The organism is Aliirhizobium sp. YIM B11859 (assembly GCF_057163345.1).
In genome coordinates this window covers 86953-107736 of record NZ_JBXHAY010000004.1, presented here as the reverse complement: position 1 = coordinate 107736, position 20784 = coordinate 86953, and the positions used below count along the sequence as shown (strand labels likewise).

Genomic DNA, 20784 nt, shown 5'->3' with positions numbered 1-20784 from the left:
TTGATTACCTCCGTCCGAAGATGCTGTCGAGATCAATACGCTTGAGCAGGGTCAGCGAAAGCGCTCCGGCGAGAAGAATCATAAGGACGGATAACGCCGAGCCACGCGGCCAGTTCTGCGCAAATGTGAACTCCCTCTGGATGTCCTGCGCGATCGTGACGACTGCCGTGCCGCCCATGACCTTCGCCTCGGTAAGCGCTCCCGTCGTAAGAATAAAGCACATCAAGGCACCCATCATGATCCCCGGCATGGCGAGAGGGATGTCGATCTCGCGCAGGATTTGAAGCCGGCTTGCCCCAAGATCGAAAGCCGCTTCGCGCGCCTGCGGCGGAACCATCGAAACGCCGAGCACCATGGGGAACAACATGAAGGGAAGGTAGATATAAACCAGACCAAAAAGAGTGGCGCCCGTCGTATACAGAAATGACCCGATCTCGATGCCGATCATATCAAGGGTTCCGGAAAGCACTCCGCCCTTGACGAAAAACAGCATCCATCCGGTGAGCCGAAGGTTATCGGCGACGAAGAGTGGAGCGGTGATGAGCAGAGTGAGCAAGGCTCCTCTTTTGCCGAACACCCTGACCAAGGCGACCGATAGCGGGTAGCAGATCACCAGCAGCACCGCCACCGTGACCGTGGCGATGAACAGCGAAACGAGAAAGGATATGTAATAGGAGTTGGCGATAATGTCGGCGTAGTTCTGCAAAGTTGGCATCTGCAAAAGCGAAAACGTCGAGGCGGGCATGAAGGAAAACAGCACCACCAGCGTCAGCGGTCCGATGAAGCCGGCCAGAAACAGCAGGCCGATTGGCAGTGCCGCCAAAAATCCGGGATTACTGATGTTCATCTTCAGCCATTTGATGGCAACGGATACCCGGGCTTCGATGATCGGCTCACTCGCGACAGAGCGTCTGTTGGAGATAAGGTGGCTTGCGTCTGTCATGATATCGCTCCCTCAAACATTGTTCAGCCCTGTAGCCGGTTTGTCGGAAACAGCATGGAATCGCCGGCATTCCAGCCGATGCGGACCGTCCCATCCTTATCTTCGAGCGGGATCTGGTCGCGCAATCTCTCCACAAGGATGATCTGATTTCCACCGACCTTGACCTGGTACTGGATCCTTGAACCGAGCAGATATTCGTTACAGACTTTTCCTTCCAATTGATTGTCCGCGTCCTCCGTTGCCCCGAGGAAACGAATATCCTCTGGGCGAACCACAAGCGTACCGGTTCTGAAAACACCCGTAGCGGGCACAATATAGGCGTTGCCGGTCGCGGCGTCGGACACGATACCATCGCTGTTCTGGCTCACGTCGATGACATTCACCTCACCCATGAACTCCGACACAAACCGGCTCTGTGGATTGCCGTAGATTTCCTTCGGCGTACCGATCTGGACGAAACGCCCCTTGTTCATTACGCCGATACGATCCGACATCACCATCGCTTCCTCCAGCGAATGGGTGATGTAGATGAACGTCTTGCCGGTGGCCCGGTGTATGTCTTTCAGTTCTTTTTCCAGAAGCTTGCGCAGTCGGTAATCGAGCGCCGAAAGAGGCTCGTCGAAGAACAGAATCTCGGGATCGAAAGCCAGCGCCCTTGCCAGTGCCACGCGCTGACGCTCACCGCCCGAGCACTGCATCACACCTTTCTTGTAGTAGCTTTCCGGCAGACGCAGCTGCGCCATCAGTTCGAGAGCGCGCTCCTTGCGCTTTTGTGCCGGCACACCCCGGATCTTCAGTGGAAATTCGATGTTCTGTCCCACCGTTCGATGCGGGAAAAGCGCCAGAGACTGAAAGACCATACATGTCGGCCGCTTGTTGGCAGGTATGTCGTTGATCCGCGTGCCACGCAGAAGAATGTCGCCATTTGTCGGCTTGTCCATTCCGACCAACATCCGAACCATCGTCGTCTTGCCGCTGCCGGACGGCCCGACGATGGTGAAGAACTCTCCCTCGTTGATATCGAGGTCGATCCGGTCAACCGCCGGGAAATCGTTGAACAGCTTGTCAACCCCGCGCAATTGCAGGATCGGTTGGGGTGCATCGGCAAGATCAGTTGCTGTCATCTTCAGGGCTCCGCTTTCATGCTGCTCGGATCGAGGAGGCAAGAGCCGTCATTTCCGGACGGCCCAGCTGTTTGAACGATCAGGCCTTGCGTTCGCGAACCGCTGCCGAGAAGATCTCGTGCAATTTCGGATAGTTGGGGATCGTGTCAAAGTCCGCGCATTTGGACATGTTTTCGGCAAGCGTATCGTATTGAAGCGCTTCCAGTTCTTCGGTGCTGAAAAGTTCCATTACCCGCTTGTCACCCATCTGGGCGACGGGATTGTAGGTGCCCTCTGCAAACGACACGTTCTTCGCCGTCTCGGGGCGGAAGCAATATTCCAGAAAATCCTCGGCGCGTGGTGAAAGTTGCGGGTTGTTCACGACCGATGTCAGCTCCATCCAGCAGACACCGCCCTTGCCTCCGGTTTCGGCCGGCCCCTTGTCGGGGATAACGTTGACCAGGTGCGGATTGCCATCGAGACGCGCAGCAGAAATTGTATAAAGGCTTCCCGGGAAGCTGCCGACGATCTCGCCATTGATCATGTTGAGCGCGATCGCATTCATGTCGTCGCTCAGGAACGCGGCGTTGTTGATGACTGTTCGCATTACAGTGTCGAACTTTTCGATTTCTGCGTCCGACAAGTCCTTGAACGGGCTGAAACCGGCTGCCATGGCGACATGCATGATGACCCAGTCGTCATACATCAGAACGGCATATTTGCCCTTGAAATCATTGGACAGGAACAGGTCGTAGCCTTCGTCGGCGGCAGTTTTGGCCGAGACCTTTTCGGTATTCACGTTGAGCCCGGACGGTCCGTAACGCTGGATCATTCCGAGAAGCTGCTCGCCATCGTCGGAGGTCGCCCACTTGTATGGCCATTTGAATTCCGGCAGCATCATCTCCCAGAGCGGTTCGAAACGTGCTTTCGTCAAAGGCTTGATGAGGTTCTCGGGGTAAAGCTGCCGGCGGCCCCAGGAATTGTTGAGATTGATGATGTCCCAGGTTTTCGTGTCGCCTGCGCGCAGCTGGTTGACGGCGTCGGGGTCCGAAATCAGGCCCTGTGCCTTCACATTCGTCTCGAATTCACGCCGGAAAGGGTCAAGCACCTTGTCCGAATTGTATCCCTCCCAACAATAGATGTTCAGCTCCTTATCTCTTGCTGCCCGTGCTGTGGCGGGAAGAAGACCTGCCGCCGCGATACCGGCGGCAATTGCCGATGTTTGCCGCAGGAATTCGCGACGGGATTGACTGAAGGATTGCAACAGGTTTTTGCGCTTCATACGTCGGTCCTCTGATGATCGTGGGGTGTCTTAAAGGAGCATCATGTGACGCGGGGGGTGCCGCTTGTCAGATCTTCGAAAGCTATTATTGGAGGGCTCTATAGCGGCGACCATCCACCGTTCGGTTGACTGCCGGGTTGAAACGTCAGAGTGGCGCAAGCAAGAAGAACCCACCCGCCCCGATCAGTCCCAGACCGACAAGGCCGGACGCCAGGCGGCCAGGCGTGATCTTCTCTGCGAGCATGATCAACGTCAGCATGGCCATCGCCGGAATGTTCATCATCCCGAAAGCCAACATCGTCGCCATCAACGGAAGATCGGCACCAAGGCAATGACACGCATAGCGCGCGCCCTGCGGCATGAACGAACCGTAAGCCTGGATCATGGTCGCAGATTGCATATGCCGCATTGCTGAGCGTTTTATCGGCGTGAACTGATACAAACCGGCCAAAGCTAAAATTATCCAAGCGACAGGTCCTGTCGAAAGGCTCGATCCTCCAAACGCAGTACCCAGGCCTTTATCAAGTCCTGCCAGGAACAGAGATGCGACAAGCCAAACGGCGACGTAGCCACCCATGAAAAGGTAGCTCTCACGGCGCCCCCCCCAATTGGTGAGATGCCGCCAGGCGGGAAACGCGCATGGAAGCATCATTGCCACAGCCATCACTATCCCCATACCTGAGGTCGATGCGACCATCCTCCATAACGGAGCGTCGGAGGGGCTGATGCACAAGGTTAGCCAGAAGTTCGCGGGCTGGCCGTTCTGGAACAGGGTATCGGATAAAAGCCGCATCTGTGGCCCCATCAGCCCGCTGTCTCCGGCACCGATAACGGTGGCCATCATCGACGCGAGTACCCACCATGCGCTGGCGACCATTGCGACGGGAGGCATCAATACCACCAGCTTTGCCAATATTTGCGGGTCACTGGATAAAACAGAGTGTGAATGGAAGGTCTTCAAAGCCACTTTCCGGGTCGATATGGAGACCCGAGGAGCGTGAAGCACGAACAACATGCGGACAATCAACCTTTCGGTGGATCAAAACCGCCTGAGCTCGCAACCTTTTAAGCTACTTAAGTAGCTACCGCATTTTTCGCTCTTTGAGCCCTTGCGACGAGCAGACGACGCTGGACAAGACGCGACGCCCCTGAGGAGTATGACACGCTCCTCCAGCCAGTCGAGTTTGGACGAGTGCCCTATGACTGTGCAGATCTCCGAAAGGACAATCTGCCAGACCCGCAATTTCTCCGGTGCGCCGTTTATTTTTCTGCCCCTCATTCCGTGAAGGCTTCCTCGCGTTTGCGGCTAATGCTCGGGGAAAGGACAAGCGCCAGAACGGCGGCGGCGAAGATCAGCAGCGAAAGGCTAAGCGGACTGCGCACGAAGATCGTCGGGTCGCCCTGGCTGATCAGCATCGCGCGGCGCAGGTTTTCCTCCAGCATCGGCCCAAGGATGAAGCCTAGAAGCAGCGGCGCCGGCTCGAAGCGCAGCTTGCTCAGGGCAAATCCGATGACGCTGAAACCGGCCATGACGAAGACGTCGAAAACGCTGTTGTTGATGCTGTAGGCGCCGATGCAGCAAAAACCGATAATCGCCGGGAATAGCAGATGATAGGGCACCGTCAGCATCCGTACCCAGAGCCCGATCAGCGGCAGGTTGAGGATGACAAGCATGAGATTTCCGGACCACATGGAAACAATCATGCCCCAGAAGAGCGTCGGCTCGTCTGAAATCACGTTGGGGCCGGGCGTGATGCCCTGCAGGATCATCGCGCCGACCATCAGAGCCATCACCGGGTTGCCAGGAATGCCGAGCGTCAGCATCGGTATGAACGAGGTCTGGGCGCCGGCGTTATTGGCGGATTCAGGGGCTGCAACACCTTCAATCGCCCCCTTGCCGAATTCGGCCCGGTTCGGGGAAATGCGTTTCTCCATCGCATAGGAGGCAAAGGACGCAAGCATTGCGCCACCGCCGGGAAGCACGCCGAGAAACGATCCGAGCGCCGTGCCGCGCAAGACGGGGCCGCAGATTCGCCGGAAGTCCGCTTTCGTCAGCATCAGGCCAGTCACGCGTTTGACGCCGACCGAACGTTCCTGCTCGTTCTCAAGATTGCGCAGGATCTCGCAGATCCCGAATATGCCCATGCTGACAGCGACGAAATTGAGCCCGTCATAAAGCTCCGGAATGTCGAAGATGTAACGCGGCGTGCCGCTTTCGACATCGGTGCCGACGGTGCCGAGCATCAAACCGAAAACGATCATCGCCATCGCCTTCAGCAGTGATCCGCTGGCAAGTGCGACAGACGCGACAAGACCGAGAACCATCAGCGAGAAATATTCGGCCGGCCCGAATTTGAGTGCGACCGCCGCAAGCGGCGGTGCCGCCACGGCAAGAAGGATGGTTGCCACAGTGCCGGCGAAGAACGAACCGAGGGCAGCAGTCGCCAGGGCGGCGCCGGCGCGGCCGTTGCGCGCCATCTGGTAACCGTCGATCGCGGTGACGACGGAAGAGCTTTCGCCTGGAAGGTTGATCAGAATGGCAGTGGTGGAACCGCCATATTGCGCGCCGTAAAAAATACCCGCCAGCATGATGAGAGCGGATTCCGGCGGCAGGCCGAAGGTGATGGGAAGCAGCATCGCAATCGTGGCAGTCGGTCCGAGCCCCGGAAGAACACCGATCGCCGTCCCGAGCAGACAGCCGATAAAGCCATAAAAGAGGTTGATCGGCAGAAACGCCGTCGAGGCACCCAACAAAAGGTTAGAGAAGATATCCATAAGCAATCCAATCCGGTTTCGTCGGCTGATTGGCGAGGTTCAGGACAAATCGCCGATGAAGGGGATCCAGGGTCCGAAGGCACTGACGGGAAGTGCCAGGAGCTTGGTGAACAGCAGGACGGAACAGACCGCCAGAAAAAGCCCGAGCAGGATCGAATGACGCCAGTTGGCATAGCGACTGGCGGTCGCAACCCCGACGATGATCAGGAACATGGTCGGCGCCAGACCAAGCCCCGCAAGCCCCAGGCCAAAGCCGACGGGCGCAAGGATCACCAGGCTATAGGCTTTCCAGTTCCAGGCTTCTGGTTCGCGGCCTTCCGCCTCAACGACCACGGACTGCACGATGATCATCGCGCCGATTGCCATAAGCAGCAGGCTCAGCATGATAGGGAAATAGCCCGGCCCCATCTGGAAGGAATTGCCGACTTCAAGCTCCCGGCCGAACCAGATGAACAGAAGTCCGGCAAAGATCATCGTCACGCCGGCGACAAGGTCGCGGCCGTTTTTCAGCTTCAACATCGCATGATACTCCCGTGTGAAAGACGGGCCGGCCGGAGAAAAGAACCCGGCCGGCCGATTACTTCACTGAAGCGGAACATCTGCGGCCTTGATGACCTCTGCCCACTTCGCGGTTTCCTTGTCGATGAAAACCTGGAATTCCGCCGAGCTGTTGCCAACCGGGGTCACGCCCATGGCTTCAAGCTTGGCCTTCATCGCCGGTTCGGCGATGATCGCCTGAACTTCCTTGCTGAGTTTCTCGACGATTTCCGGCGGCGTGCCGGCCGGAGCAAACAGCCCGTGCCACGAAGTCGCCTCGAAACCGGGGATAACGCTTGCCATGGTCGGTACGTCAGGCAGGAGAGCTGCCCTTTCCAGGCTTGTCACGGCGAGCGCCTTAACCTTACCGGCCTTTACCTGCTGGGTGGCTGTCGGAATATTGTCGAACATCATGTCCACATGGCCAGCAACGACATCGAGGATGGCCTGGCTGCTACCCTTGTAGGGTACATGGGTAATCTTCACGCCGGCCTTCGTCGCCAGAAGCTCGCCCGCGAGATGGATCGAGGTGCCGACGCCGGATGAAGCATAGGTGTGCTTGCCCGGTTCCGTCTTCAGGAACTCGATCAGTTCGGGAACGGAATTCGCCTTGATCTTGTCCGGGTTGACGACGAGCACGTTCGGCAGGCTGGCGATCAGCGAAATCGGCGCAAAACCCTTTTCCTTGTCATAGGGCAAGGTCTTGTAGAGCGTCTGGTTGATGGCGTTCGAGCTCACCGTGCCCATGCCGATCGTGTATCCGTCCGGCTTCGATCGGGCCAGATCGCCAAGGCCGATATTGCCACCGGCGCCAGGCTTGTTTTCAACGATAAAACGCTGACCCAGCCGCTTGTCGAGTTCCTCGGCGACCAGGCGACCGAACGTGTCGGTATTGCCGCCGGCGGCAAACGGCACGACCACCGTAACCGTTTTCGATGGATAGTCAGCGGCACGGCTCTGCTGCAGACCTGCCATGCACATCACGGCCGCGATGGCCGCAAACGTCATGAAACGCTTGGGATTCATAATATCTCCTCCTCTTGTCTGGCCTCCAGCCAGTGCCACTAACCCACTCTTCGAAACCCTCCCGACGAAGAAATGGAAGCGCTTCCATTGTAGCTTCAAAATCCTTGGCTGCAACCACAGGAAGAAAAATTTAAGTGATTAAGAATCAACACATAAGCCCTTTAAATGAGAAACTATGCACAAAAGCGCTTGATTGAACGCAAAATGAAAGCGTAACTCATTTTGGCAGGAGTGCGCACATGGCTGGGCAGGACAAGAACAGACATATCACGACCAAGGGGCCGGTAACTCTTGCCGACATTGCGAGGCTCGCCGGAGTTTCGCCGGTCACCGTCTCTCGGGCAATCAACACGCCGCATCTGGTCAAACCTCCGACACTCGATGCCATCGAGCGCATGATCGCCAAAACCGGTTATGTGCCAAATCTGCTGGCGGGCGGCCTTGCTTCCCGCAAGACCCGATTGATCGCCGCGATCGTTCCGTCCGTCGCCAGCACGATCTTTGCCGAAACCATCGAAGGGCTCAATGCCGAACTGGTTTCTGCAGGCTATCAGCTCCTGCTCGGTCTCTCCGGCTATGATGTCGGCCGGGAGCTCGAATTGACCCGGGCCATTCTCGCACGGCGACCGGATGGCATCATTCTGACTGGCGTTTCGCATCTGAAGGAAACGCGGGCCATGCTGACAGGCGCCGGACTGCCGATCGTCGAGATCTGGGATTCCACGCCATCGCCGCTGGATACTGCCGTCGGCTTTTCGCATTACGCGGTGGGGGCACTGGTCGCCGAACATCTTCTGATCAAAGGTTATGACCGTTACGCGCAGGTGGGTGCCAATGATCCCCGCGCCGTGCAACGCCGCGACGGCTTCGTCAGTCGGCTGGCGGGAATTGCTGAGGTCGAGCTGCCAACGATGGAGATGAGCACTCCCTCCACCTTCCAGGACGGCCGGGTGGCAATGGCGCAGCTTCTCAATCGCGGCCTCGGAACACTCGGCGTTTTCTGCTCGTCGGATGTCGTGGCACACGGTGCGCTGGCGGAAGCCCATGCGCGTGGCTGCAGCATGCCGGATGATCTTGCCATTGTCGGCTTCGGCGATTTCGATTTTGCCCCCTATACGCATCCACCACTGACAACCGTCCGCATCGATCGTCGTGATATCGGTACCAAGGCGGCGCGGTCGATCCTGAGGAAGCTTGCCGGTGACGAAAATGTCGAGGCGATGATCAATGTCGATTTTCGCATCGTTGCCAGGGGCACGGCCTGAGAGCTCGCCACCGGCCGCACACTTGTACGGAACGGCCGGTGTTTGCCGTGCTTACCGAACCAGGCAAGGCCGTTTGTTGTCGAAACGCCAGTCCGGCACAAGATATTGCATGGCGGAGGCATCATCGCGGGCCCCAAGGCCATGTCTGAGATAAAGTTGGTGAGCCTCCTCGACCCTTTCCATATCCAATTCAACGCCGAGGCCTGGCCGATCCGGGACCGCCACATGACCGTCCTCGATCTTCAGCGGATCGCACGTCAGGCGTTGCCCGTCCTGCCAGATCCAGTGCGTGTCGAGCGCCGTCACCCGGCCGGGAGCAGCCGCACCGACCTGGGTGAACATGGCAAGCGAAACGTCGAAATGGTTGTTGGAATGAGAGCCCCATGTCATGCCGAAGGCTTGGCAAAGCTGCGCGACCCTGACCGAGCCCTGCATTGTCCAGAAATGCGGATCGGCGAGCGGAATATCGACGGACTGCAGCTGGATGGCATGAGACAGCTGCCGCCAGTCAGTTGCCACCATGTTGGTTGCCGTCGGCAGGCCGGTCGCCCGACGGAACTCCGCCATGATCTCGCGACCGGAATACCCCTGTTCGGCGCCGCAGGGATCTTCGGCATAGGCCAGTACATCGCCGCGTCCCTTGCACAGGCGGATCGCCTCGTCGAGCGACCATGCGCCATTCGGGTCAAGCGTTACACGCGCCTCGGGGAAACGGCGGGCGATCGCGGTGACGGCCTCGATTTCCCGTTCGCCGGCAAGCACGCCACCCTTGAGCTTAAAATCCCGAAACCCGTAACGCTGATGTGCAGCTTCCGCCAGGCGTACGACCGCTTCCGGCGTCAGCGCTTCCTCGTCACGAAGGCGTTCCCAATCGTCCTTTGCACCCCCGCCGGCGCGGTAGGGCAGATCGGTCTTATTGCGGTCGCCGACAAAGAAGAGGTAACCCAGCATTTCGACGCGGTCACGTTGCTGTCCCTCTCCCAGAAGCGATGCGACCGATACGCCGAGATGCTGGCCGAGAAGGTCGAGCATCGCCGATTCCAGAGCGGTCACCACATGGATCGTGGTGCGCAGATCAAATGTCTGCAGGCCGCGCCCGCCGTTGTCGCGGTCGCTGAACGCCTTGCGGACGCGATCAAGTAGCATGTTGTAGCTGCCGATCGCCTGACCAACGAGAAGAGCGGCCGCCTCCTCCAGCGTTTTGCGGATCGCCTCGCCGCCAGGTACCTCGCCAATGCCGGTGCGGCCGGAATCATCTTCGATGATGGCGATGTTGCGAGTGAAAAACGGGGCATGGGCGCCACTCAAATTCAAGAGCATGCTGTCGTGCCCGGCGACAGGTATGACGCGGACGGCGACAATCCTGGCCATCTCCTTGGCAAGATGGAGGTCGTGGTGACTGTTTTCGGTCGTCTGGATAAACATGCTGTCCTCGTCGATTGGATATCTCGCAATGCCCGGTGATGGCTCGAACCGGGAGGCAGGAAGATCGAAAGCGTGAACCGTCGGCGTCTCCTCACGCCGCGTCGGAACGCTCCTCCACATTCCAGAAGCCTATTAATCGACCTGAGTCCAGATTTGTCAATATCAGTAAATATTAGTAAATTTGACGCTTGGAAAGTCTGCCTTGCCGCGCTAGGCTCCATCATGACCGAGATAAACAAACAGAGCCGCCCGATGCGGGACCTTTCGTCTCATGTACTCGCTCGGCTTGAAGAAATGCTGGATTCGCCATCCTGGTATAATGGTGGACGGCTTCCCCCCGAAGCCGAGCTGGCTCAGCAGTTCGGCGTATCGCGCCCGGTGCTTCGAAAGGCATTGGCCTATCTGCGCCACACCGGCCGCATCATATCGCGACGCGGATCGGCGAACTTCGTTCAGCCGAAGGTTGATGCCGTATCCAGGGCGTCCGATATCGCGAGCCTGTCCATCCGCACCGTGTTCGATATGAAGCGCTGCATGCGCTTTCGCCAGATCGTAGAATGCGCCGCCGCGGCCGATGCCGCACGTCTCTGCGACCCTGCCGCGATAGATCGCATCGAGGAAGCACAATCACGAATGCTGGCACTTGCCCCGGGCGAAGGTGTCTTCGAAGCCGATTTTGCCTTCCACATGGCAATCGCCGAAGCCACCGACAACCCGTATTTCACCTTCGCTCTGGCGACGATGCGCAGCCAGATCAAGCTGACGGTCGAGTTCACGCGAAAGCTTCAGGGGCGTCCTGCCGATCAGGTCGCCCCCCGCGTCGTCGAAGAGCATGGCTCGATCCTTGCCGCCATTCGCGCAGGGGATCCGGTTCAGGCACAAAAAGCCATGCACGCTCACATGCGACAGACCGCTATGCGGCTTCTTGAGGAAGAGTTGGACAGCTTTGCAGTCTTGGAGAACGAGGAGATCTGCGCTGCGGATCGATCCTTATCCAGACAATGATCAGGGAGGAGGCCGTCATGTTCAGTGAACGGACATTGTCATCGGATCCGCGCGCATATGGCGTTTGGCTTCTCGCAGGGGCCAAGCCTGATGAACGTTGAACGTAACCTGCTAGCCGCAGCCCTTATGGTCGTGGCGGCCGTCTTCAACAGCATCGATGCCGTTATCGTTCGCTCGCTGGCAGGCGAAGTGCATCCACTGATGATCGGATTTTTCCGATCTTTCTTTGGCCTTGCCGTTGTCCTCCCCTGGGTGTTGATGCGGGTTGACCTCTGGGCATCGCCATATCGGTTCCAGCATGTTCTTCGGGCAGGCCTGAAGCTTGCTTCGCTCGTTGCACTGTTCGTCGCATTCGCGCATGCGCCGCTGGCAGACGCCACCGCCATCAATTTCACCATGCCGGTTTTCCTCGTGCTCGGCGCATGGTTGTTCCTGGGCGAAAGGATTGGGCTTTCGAGCATTGCCGGCGTGATCGCCGGTTTCGTCGGAATCGTCATCATCATCCGACCCGGAGCATCGGCTTTCGATCCCTGGCTTCTGTTCGCACTTGCCGGCGCGATCCTGATGGCCGCCAGCCAGTTGATGCTGCGTCGCATGGCGGATCACGACAGCACGCAGCGCCTGGTCGCCTGGAACCTTATCGCCACGGTGCCGCTTGGTTTCCTTGCCATGCTGCCGGTCTGGACGGTGCCCACTGGCAGTCAGATCGCCTTGCTTGCCCTGCAGGGAGGTTTGGGCGCCTTGAACATGACGCTGGTCACCATGGCCTTCGGTCTGGCAAGTGCGTCCTTTCTGGCTCCGTTCGATTTCCTCAGATTGCCGGTCGTCGCTGGGCTGGCCTTTCTGCTGTTCGGTGAAATCGCGCCCGTTGAAACCTGGATCGGGGCCGCGATCATTTTCGGATCGGCACTTTTCGCCACCGGCAGCACACACTTTCGTCGCCAGAAATGATGTCTTTTTGGAATTTATCAAAAAAGGTGGTTCACAAAAATTCCAGATGCACTAGTATTTCAATTATGGGTGTAGCCTTCCGTATCGGACGGCACGTGAGCCAATAGAGGAGATTGGCGCCGCCCCGGCTGCTTCGCTTTTGCGGAGAATCTCAAACACAGGTGTGAAAACCGCGCATCATTCGCTTCGGGAGGAGTCGCATGAGAAGTTTTTTAGGCAAGCGGGCCATTGCAAGCGGTGTATCGCTGCTGGGCCTGATCGTGCTGGTATTTTTTCTATCGAGGCTGACAGGAGATCCGACTAATCTTTATCTGCCGCTGGATGCCTCGATAGAGGCGCGCGAGCAGTTTCGTGAGGCACATGGCTTCAACGATCCTCTCATCCTGCAGTTCGGGCGTTATGTCGCCGATCTGGCGCAGCTGAATTTCGGCCAATCCCTGCGGCAGGCCCGTCCTGCGATGGATGTTGTGCTTGAGGCGTTCGGCTGGACGGCCTGTCTGGCCGCGGTGACGATGGCCATCGTCACCTTCGCAGCAATCGTCATCGGTTCGCTTGCCGCCTTCCGGGTCGGCGGCGTCTTCGATCGGATTGCGACTTTCTTTTCGCTTGTCGGTGCCTCGGCTCCGGATTTCTGGGTGGCGATCGTCGCGATCGTCATCTTCGCCGTCAAGCTGCATTGGCTGCCGACATCCGGCACAGGCACGATCTCGCACTGGATTTTGCCCGTCAGTGTCCTGTTCATCCGGCCGTTCGGCCTGATTCTGCAGGTCGTGCGTGGCTCGATGATCAATGTCCTGTCTTCTGCCTATGTGAAAACCGCCCGGGCAAAGGGCGTTCGCAGCCGGTCGATCATTTTCGTCCATGGACTTCGCAACGCCATGCTGCCGGTCATCACGGTGATCGGCGACCAGGCCGCCTCCATTCTCAATGGTGCCGTCGTCGTCGAAACGGTTTTCGGCTTTCCCGGCATCGGGAAACTGATGATCGATTCCATCCTGCTGCGCGACTTCACCGTCGTGCTGGCCGTGATCATGGTTTCGGCATTGGCCATTTTCATCATGAACATCCTGATCGACCTCGCCTATGCGATGCTCGACCCTCGAATTCGGTATTGAGCAATGACCATGACCGACACACAGATCTTCACAGAAGAAAAGCCCAAACGCAGCGGCGCGTTCTCGCGCTGGCTGTCGATGTTGTGGGCTGACAAATTCGCCTTTTTTGCCGCCATTTTTCTGGTGATCATCGTCCTTTGCGCGCTGCTGGGCCCTTATCTCCTGGGGGATGCCGCCAGTAAGATGAACCTGCGTGGCCGCAATGCGCCGCCCTTCGAACTGCAGAACGGCATGCTCTACATCTTCGGCGCCGATGCCCTGGGCCGACCGCTTCTGGCACGCGTGATCGTCGCCGCGCAGAACACCATCCTCGTTGCCGCCGGTGCCGTCTTTGCCTCCGCCCTCATAGGCAGCGCACTCGGACTTGTTGCAGGCTACAGCCGCCGCAACGCCGCGCAATGGATCATGCGTCTCGGGGACGTGATCATGTCCTTCCCCTCGCTGCTGCTTGCAGTCATCGTCCTCTACATGCTTGATCCCTCGGTCGCCAATATCGTGCTGGTGCTGGCGATCACCCGTATCCCGATCTATCTGCGCACATCGCGTGCCGAGGCACTGGAAATCCGCGAGCGGATGTTCGTCCAGGCGGCGAAAGTGATGGGCGCGTCGGACCTGCGCATCATCTTCCGCCATATCCTGCCGGTGATGCTGCCGACCCTGCTGACGATTGCGACACTCGATTTCGCCTTCGTCATGCTGGCGGAATCCTCCTTGTCCTTCCTCGGCCTCGGCATCCAGGCGCCTGCAATCACCTGGGGCCTGATGGTGAGCCAAGGCAGGCCTTACCTCACCAACGCATGGTGGCTGTCGTTCTGGCCGGGCCTTGCGATCATCCTGACCACGCTTTCACTGAACCTGCTGTCGAACTGGATGCGCATCGCGCTCGACCCGACGCAGCGCTGGCGCCTTGAAATGGGAGGACGGAAAAATGGCTGACCATCTGCTCGAAGTGAAAGACCTGTCGGTCGAATTCCACACGGCAGCCGGCACCGTCAAGGCCGTCCAGAATGTCAGCTGGCATCTGGACCGGGGAGAGACGCTCGCCATTCTGGGAGAAAGCGGTTCGGGCAAGTCCGTTTCCGCTTCTGCGATCATGAACCTGATCGACATGCCGCCCGGCAAGATCACCTCCGGCACCATCCTGCTCGACGGGCGCGATATGCTGAAGATGACGGACGAGGAACGGCGGGCGATCAACGGCGCCAAGATCGCCATGATCTTTCAGGATCCGCTGGCGCATCTCAATCCGGTCTATCAGGTCGGCTGGCAGATCGCCGAAATGATGACCACCCATGGCGAAACCATAGAAAAGGCGAGAAGCTCTGCACTCGAGCTCTTGAAACGTGTCGGCATACCGGATGCCGATGCGGCCATGCGCAAATATCCTTTCCAGTTTTCCGGCGGCCAGCGCCAGCGCCTGATGATCGCCATGGCGCTTGCCTGCAAGCCGGACATTCTGATCGCCGACGAGCCCACAACCGCGCTTGATGTGACGATCCAGGCGCAGGTTCTGGCGCTTCTGGACGAGTTGCAGCAGGAAACCGGCATGGGCATGCTGCTCATCACCCATGATCTCGGCGTGGTTGCAGAGATCGCCGACCGGGTCGTGGTGATGAATTCCGGCTGTATCGTCGAGACCGGAGATGCCGCCGAAGTCTATCGCAATCCCAAACATGCCTATACGAAAAAGCTGATTGATGCTGCGCCCGGCAAGGGAGACATGCCGGACGAACGCGACCGCAGCGGCGAGCCGCTGCTTCGCGCCATTAACCTGCAGAAGAAGTATGGTGCCTTCCACGCATTGAAAGGCATCGACCTGACGATCATGCCGGGCGAGACTGTTGCGGTGGTTGGCGAGAGCGGTTCCGGCAAATCGACACTTGCGCGGGCTATCTTGAGGCTCGACGAGGCCGACGGCGGCGAGGTGCTTTACAAGGGCCGTGATCTGCTGAAAATGCCGGAGAAGGAGTTATTCGGTCTCAGACGCGATCTGCAGATGGTGTTCCAGGATCCCACCCAGTCGCTCAACCCGCGGATGAGCGTTTTCCAGCTGATCTCTGAAGCCTGGGTGATCCATCCGTCCATCCTGCCGAAGTCGAAATGGAAGGAACGGGTTGCCGAATTGCTGGTCAAGGTCGGCCTGCGACCGGAGATGGCGGCGCGTTATCCGCATCAGTTTTCCGGCGGCCAGCGCCAGCGTATCGCAATTGCCCGGGCGCTTGCCATGGAGCCAAAACTGATCGTCTGCGACGAGGCTGTTTCGGCGCTCGACGTTTCGATCCAGGCGCAGGTCATCGAACTTCTCGACGGACTACGACGCGAATTCGGGCTATCCTACCTGTTCATCGCCCATGACCTTCCGGTCGTTCGGGATTTCGCCGACCGGGTGATCGTCATGAAGGCGGGAGAGATTATCGAAGAGGGGCCGGTGCGGCAGATATTTGATCATCCCCGCCAGCCCTATACAAAGGCGCTGCTTGCCGCGAGTCTTGATCCTGACCCGGAAGTTCAGGCGGCCCGCCGCAATGCCCGGCAGCAACAAAAAGGACTGATTTCCGCATGAAACCCGATGTTCTCGTCGCCTATCCGCTGATGCCCCGCCAGATGGCGGAACTTGAGGCGATCTATACGACACACCGTCTCGACCAGCTGACCGGCAAGGACAGAGAGGCTATGCTGACCGAGATCGGCCCCAGATGCACAGCCATGGTGATCAATGGGCATGTAGCGGTCGACGAAGCCTTTCTCGACAAGCTGCCGGCACTGAAACTCGCCTCGTGCTCCTCCGCCGGTTACGACAAGATGGATGTCGCGGCGATGACCCGGCGCGGCATCAAGCTGACCAACACGTCCGACGCATTGCTCGACGACGTTGCCGATACAGCGATCATGCTGATGCTGGCTGCAAGACGCAGGCTGGTCGTTGGTGATGCCTATGTCCGGTCTGGCGACTGGGGCCGCAAGGGCATGTTGCCGCTGACCTCCTCAACCTCGGGCAAAAAGGCAGGGATCGTCGGTCTGGGGCGTATCGGGCAGGCCATTGCCAAGCGCTGCGAAGCCATGGGCATGATGATCGGTTATTATGGCCGCTCGCGAAAACAGGGCATCGATTACGACTATTTCGCCGATCTCGTCGCGCTTGCCAAATGGGCGGATGTTCTCGTTGTCGCAACGCCTGGCGGCCCCGAAACCGAGGGTCTTGTCTCGGCCGCGGTTCTCGATGCACTCGGTCCGTCCGGCAGCTTCATCAACATCGCCCGTGGATCGGTGGTGGATGAGGCGGCGCTGCTCAGTGCATTGCAGGAAGGACGGATTGCTTCGGCCGGCCTTGATGTCTTCTATAACGAGCCGAACCCGGATCCGGCCTTTGCAACGCTTAAGAACGTGGCTCTCTACCCGCACCATGCCAGCGGGACGGAGGAAACACGCGACCGGATGGCCCAGCTTGCACTCGACAATCTCGCCGCCTTCTTCGCCGGAAAGCCGCTGCTCACCCCGGTGAACTGACGTATGATCCCGCCGTCCGCGCCATTGCGGACGGCACCGTCATGCGAAATATTGCGGAAAACTCTGTCGCAGCTCCTCGACGCGGGCAACGGTCCGGCTCAGGTGGTCGCGAATGGCTTCGACCGCGCCCTTCTCGTCCTTCACCGCAATCGCTTCGATAACGGCCTTGTGGCCGCTGAGGATGCTGAGGATCTTGCCCGTTTCGGGAAGGTGGAGGCGACGGATGCGCTCCAGATGGCCGGATCGTTCACGTACAAGCTGATGCAGCCCGGTACGCTTGACCCCGGCAAACAGTGTCTGATGAAAGAGTTCGTCGAGTTCCTGGAATATCGACAATTGCTCGGGGTCGTCCGCCACCGCTTCCTGCATCTTGATGATGGACCGCGCCCGCGTGATGGTTCCGGGATCGGGTTCCGCCGCAAGCCGGCGGCATACCTCGGTCTCCAGCGCGACACGCAGAAAATGTGCTTCGTAGACCTGCGGAACGTCGATCCGCGTCACCACCGTGCGTGACTGCGGATAGATTCGGATGAGGCCTTCCTGCTTGAGAAGCTGCATCGCTTCGCGGATCGGGGTCTGGCTGACCTCGTAGGTTTCGGTCAGATCGGCACGCGACAGCATCGTGTCCGGCGGCAGCTGGATGGTGATGATCCGCTTGCGCAGATCGTCATAAATCCGCTGCACTGTGCCGCCCGACATCACCGGAAAGCCCGGCGCAGAAAGACCCAATGTGGCCGCAAGTGGTGTGTTCATCGATGAATTCCTTTTGCGTGCAATTTATCCACTGCCCCACTAGTCCACAAGAATGGATGAGGGAAATTAACGCAAAAAGCGGTTGATATAAATGTCTAACTGAAATATTAGTTCGAACATGGAAGCATGGCCTTGGAGGGGTCATGCAGGGAGAAGAGCATGATCCGGAAAAAGACCTACGAGCAATTGCGCTCGTCGCGATGGATGGCGCCTGATGACCAGCGGTCGTTCGGCCATCGGTCACGCACGATGCAGATGGGCTATGCGCCGGAAGACTGGCAGGGAAAGCCGATCATCGCGATCCTGAATACCTGGTCCGATGCGCAGCCGTGCCACATGCATTTCCGCGAACGTGTCGAATGGGTAAAGCGCGGCATTCTGCAGTCCGGTGGATTTCCGATGGAGCTTCCAGCGCTGTCACTGTCGGAAAATTTCGTCAAGCCGACCACCATGCTCTATCGCAACATGCTGGCGATGGAGACGGAGGAACTGCTGCGCAGCCATCCCGTCGATGGTGCAGTTCTGATGGGGGGCTGTGACAAGACCACCCCGGCCTTGGTGATGGGCGCCGTCAGCATGGGCATCCCATTTATCTACCTTCCAGCTGGCCCGATGCTGCGCGGCAATTATGCCGGCAAGGCGCTGGGTTCAGGTACGGACGGTTTCAAATATTGGGACGAGCGCCGTGCCGGCACCATTTCCAAGGAGGAATGGCAGGGCATCGAGGGCGGTATCGCCCGCAGCTACGGCCATTGCATGACAATGGGCACGGCCTCCACCATGACGGCGATCGCCGAGGGCATGGGCCTCACCCTGCCCGGCGCCTCGTCCATCCCGGCACCGGATGCCAACCACCAGCGCATGTCGGCTGCCTGTGGCCGACGGATCGTCGACATGGTCTGGGAAGATCTGACGCCCGACAAGATCATCACCCAGGCTGCGGTCAACAATGCGGTGACGGTCGCCATGGCGACAGGCTGTTCCACCAACGCAATCATCCATCTGATCGCCATGGCGCGCCGCGCCGGCATTCCGCTGGAACTCGATGATCTCGACCGGATCGGCCGTACCACGCCGGTCATCGCCAATATCCGCCCCTCCGGCAGTACCTATCTGATGGAGGACTTCTTTTATGCCGGCGGCCTAAGGGCGCTGATGAAACAGCTCGGCGACAAGCTCGACCCGACCGCGATCACCGTCACCGGAAAGCCGCTGACCGACGGGCTCGATGAGGTGAAAATCTATAACGAGGACGTCATCCGGCCTTTGACCAACCCAGTCTATCACGAAGGTTCGCTGGCCGTGCTGAAGGGCAACCTGTGTCCGGACGGTGCGGTCATCAAGCCGGCCGCCTGCGACCCCAAGTTCCACCATCATCGCGGTCCGGCACTGGTTGCCGACAGCTATCCGGACCTGAAGAAGATCATCGATGATCCGGATTATCCGCTGACACCGGAAACGGTTCTGGTGCTGCGCAATGCCGGTCCGCAGGGCGGACCGGGCATGCCAGAATGGGGCATGATCCCGATGCCGAAGGCGCTGCTGAAACTGGGGCTTCGCGACATGGTGCGACTTTCGGATGCGCGCATGTCGGGAACCAGCTTCGGCGCCTGCGTTCTCCACGTGACCCCGGAAGCCTATGTCGGCGGCCCGCTCGCCCTGCTGAAGACCGGCGACATCGTGGAACTCGACATCCCGGCGCGCAGCCTTAACATGCTGGTGCCTGAAGCGGAGCTCGAGGCTCGAAGGGCAGCCTGGATTGCACCCGAACCCCGTTTCGAACGTGGCTACGGCTTCATGTTCACCAAGCATATCGAGCAGGCCGACAAGGGCTGCGACTTCGACTTCCTTAAGACGGAGTTTGGCGGCAAGACCGCCGATCCCGTCATCAACTGAGGTGAAGATCATGTTGAATTTCGATAACCTGACTATCCCCGCCCAGCCGCCAAAGGCCGGTTTCGCGAGCGGGCCGGCAAAGCTGGATGCGATACGCTCGGTTACGCTTTCGCTCGCCTATCTGCCACTCGCACGGCCGATCAGCGACGCCAAGGTCCTGACGGGACGCCAGAAGCCACTGACGCAGGTCGCCTTCCTATTTTGCGAAATCACCACCGAGGCCGGCCATAGCGGCCTCGGCTTCAGCTATTCAAAACGCGCCGGTGGTCCGGGACTTTATGCCCATGCCTGCGAAATAGCCGACAACCTGCTCGGCGAGGATCCCAATGATACGGCAAGGCTGTGGGACAAGCTCTGCTGGGCCGGTGCCTCTGTCGGCCGTTCCGGTATCGCCACGCAGGCGATCGCCGCCATGGATATCTGCCTCTGGGACCTGAAGGCGAAGCGCGCCGGACTACCTTTGGCAAAATTGCTCGGCAGCCATCGCGACAGCGTTGCCTGCTACAACACGTCCGGTGGTTTCCTGTCCTCCAGTATCGAGGAGGTGAGGGCCGCCATCGACAAGTCGCTGGAGACCGGCATCGGCGGCATCAAGATCAAGGTCGGCCAGCCCGATCCAATGGTGGATCTTCGCCGGCTCGATGCGGTGATGACTCATGTCGCCGGGCGGGTGCCGGTGATGGTCGATGCCAATCAGCAATGGGATCGCACCACCGCCTTGCGTTTCGGCCGGCTGGTCGAGCCGCTCAACCTCGAATGGATCGAGGAACCGCTCGATGCCTATGATGCCGAAGGCCATGCAGCGCTTGCGCGAGAACTGGCAACGCCGATTGCCACCGGCGAAATGTTGGCGAGCGCCGACGAGCATATGGCGCTGATCCGTGCCGATGCCGTCGATTTCATTCAGCCGGACGCGCCCCGTGTCGGTGGCATTACCCAGTTCCTCAAGATCTGCGCCCAGGCGGAAGCCAAGCGCATGAGGCTTGCACCGCATTTCGCCATGGAGATCCACCTTCATCTGGCGGCGGCCTACGCGCATGAGCCATGGGTCGAGCATTTCGACTGGCTGGCGCCACTGTTCAACGAGGAACTGGAAATCAGGGACGGGCGGATGATCGTGCCCGGCCGCCCAGGCCTGGGATGCAGCCTGACCGACAAGGCCCGTGACTGGACGGTCGAGACAAAGAGCTTTGGTGGCTGA

At 59.1% G+C, this 20784-nt stretch carries 18 protein-coding genes; 9 read left to right on the top strand and 9 right to left on the bottom strand.

Features of this window, described 5'->3' with window-relative positions; all coding sequences use genetic code 11:
* Positions 1 to 4: 4 nt before the first annotated feature.
* The 7 genes from AC2GXZ_RS16950 to AC2GXZ_RS16920 form a co-directional block, all read right to left on the bottom strand.
* A complete protein-coding gene (locus tag AC2GXZ_RS16950) occupies positions 5 to 943 on the bottom strand; it encodes an ABC transporter permease (RefSeq protein WP_483760361.1) in 939 nt (312 codons plus the stop codon).
* A 23-nt stretch (positions 944 to 966) separates the two neighbouring features.
* Positions 967 to 2067: an ABC transporter ATP-binding protein gene (locus AC2GXZ_RS16945; protein ID WP_483760360.1), complete on the bottom strand. Its 1101-nt coding sequence runs from the start codon at positions 2065 to 2067 to the stop codon at positions 967 to 969.
* A gap of 79 nt (positions 2068 to 2146) precedes the next feature.
* The gene (locus AC2GXZ_RS16940; protein WP_483760359.1) at positions 2147 to 3328 is read right to left on the bottom strand and encodes an ABC transporter substrate-binding protein; all 1182 of its coding nucleotides are present in this window, start codon (positions 3326 to 3328) and stop codon (positions 2147 to 2149) included.
* A gap of 145 nt (positions 3329 to 3473) precedes the next feature.
* Entirely contained in the window at positions 3474 to 4289 is an 816-nt protein-coding gene (locus AC2GXZ_RS16935; RefSeq protein ID WP_483760358.1) for a DUF2182 domain-containing protein, read from the bottom strand.
* Between the two features lie 314 nt (positions 4290 to 4603).
* Entirely contained in the window at positions 4604 to 6103 is a 1500-nt protein-coding gene (locus AC2GXZ_RS16930) for a tripartite tricarboxylate transporter permease (protein WP_483760357.1), read from the bottom strand.
* A 39-nt stretch (positions 6104 to 6142) separates the two neighbouring features.
* Positions 6143 to 6622: a tripartite tricarboxylate transporter TctB family protein gene (locus AC2GXZ_RS16925; protein ID WP_483760356.1), complete on the bottom strand. Its 480-nt coding sequence runs from the start codon at positions 6620 to 6622 to the stop codon at positions 6143 to 6145.
* A gap of 63 nt (positions 6623 to 6685) precedes the next feature.
* Positions 6686 to 7666 (bottom strand): Bug family tripartite tricarboxylate transporter substrate binding protein, encoded by a 981-nt coding sequence (locus AC2GXZ_RS16920; protein ID WP_483760355.1) that lies wholly within the window; start codon positions 7664 to 7666, stop codon positions 6686 to 6688.
* A gap of 239 nt (positions 7667 to 7905) precedes the next feature.
* On the opposite strand from AC2GXZ_RS16920, the gene AC2GXZ_RS16915 reads away from it, so the two are divergent.
* Positions 7906 to 8931 (top strand): LacI family DNA-binding transcriptional regulator, encoded by a 1026-nt coding sequence (locus AC2GXZ_RS16915; RefSeq protein WP_483760354.1) that lies wholly within the window; start codon positions 7906 to 7908, stop codon positions 8929 to 8931.
* Positions 8932 to 8982: 51 nt separating this feature from the next.
* On the opposite strand, the gene gudD is transcribed toward AC2GXZ_RS16915, so the two are convergent.
* The gene (gene gudD, locus AC2GXZ_RS16910; protein WP_483760849.1) at positions 8983 to 10302 is read right to left on the bottom strand and encodes a glucarate dehydratase; all 1320 of its coding nucleotides are present in this window, start codon (positions 10300 to 10302) and stop codon (positions 8983 to 8985) included.
* 276 nt (positions 10303 to 10578) lie between these two features.
* Here gudD and AC2GXZ_RS16905 point away from each other — a divergent pair, with 276 nt between their 5' ends.
* The 6 genes from AC2GXZ_RS16905 to AC2GXZ_RS16880 all read left to right on the top strand — a co-directional run bounded on the left by AC2GXZ_RS16905 (position 10579) and on the right by AC2GXZ_RS16880 (position 16934).
* Complete coding sequence (locus tag AC2GXZ_RS16905; protein WP_483760353.1) at positions 10579 to 11361, top strand: FadR/GntR family transcriptional regulator; 783 nt, start codon at positions 10579 to 10581, stop codon at positions 11359 to 11361.
* Positions 11362 to 11451: 90 nt separating this feature from the next.
* Entirely contained in the window at positions 11452 to 12312 is an 861-nt protein-coding gene (locus tag AC2GXZ_RS16900; RefSeq protein ID WP_483760352.1) for a DMT family transporter, read from the top strand.
* A gap of 200 nt (positions 12313 to 12512) precedes the next feature.
* The gene (locus AC2GXZ_RS16895) at positions 12513 to 13427 is read left to right on the top strand and encodes an ABC transporter permease (RefSeq protein ID WP_483760351.1); all 915 of its coding nucleotides are present in this window, start codon (positions 12513 to 12515) and stop codon (positions 13425 to 13427) included.
* Between the two features lie 3 nt (positions 13428 to 13430).
* A complete protein-coding gene (locus AC2GXZ_RS16890) occupies positions 13431 to 14363 on the top strand; it encodes an ABC transporter permease (protein ID WP_483760350.1) in 933 nt (310 codons plus the stop codon).
* Complete coding sequence (locus AC2GXZ_RS16885; RefSeq protein ID WP_483760349.1) at positions 14356 to 15990, top strand: ABC transporter ATP-binding protein; 1635 nt, start codon at positions 14356 to 14358, stop codon at positions 15988 to 15990. The genes AC2GXZ_RS16890 and AC2GXZ_RS16885 overlap by 8 nt, the downstream gene beginning before the upstream one ends.
* Entirely contained in the window at positions 15987 to 16934 is a 948-nt protein-coding gene (locus tag AC2GXZ_RS16880; RefSeq protein WP_483760348.1) for a 2-hydroxyacid dehydrogenase, read from the top strand. Before AC2GXZ_RS16885 ends, AC2GXZ_RS16880 begins: the two co-directional genes overlap by 4 nt.
* Positions 16935 to 16973: 39 nt before the next feature.
* Here AC2GXZ_RS16880 and AC2GXZ_RS16875 read toward each other — a convergent pair whose 3' ends face one another.
* Positions 16974 to 17687: a GntR family transcriptional regulator gene (locus AC2GXZ_RS16875; RefSeq protein WP_483760347.1), complete on the bottom strand. Its 714-nt coding sequence runs from the start codon at positions 17685 to 17687 to the stop codon at positions 16974 to 16976.
* 159 nt (positions 17688 to 17846) lie between these two features.
* On the opposite strand from AC2GXZ_RS16875, the gene araD reads away from it, so the two are divergent.
* Positions 17847 to 19583, top strand: a complete 1737-nt coding sequence (gene araD, locus AC2GXZ_RS16870) for an L-arabinonate dehydratase (RefSeq protein ID WP_483760346.1) — start codon at positions 17847 to 17849, stop codon at positions 19581 to 19583.
* Positions 19584 to 19593: 10 nt separating this feature from the next.
* Positions 19594 to 20784 carry an L-talarate/galactarate dehydratase gene (locus AC2GXZ_RS16865; RefSeq protein ID WP_483760345.1) on the top strand — a complete coding sequence of 397 codons (1191 nt, stop codon included), beginning with the start codon at positions 19594 to 19596 and terminating at the stop codon, positions 20782 to 20784.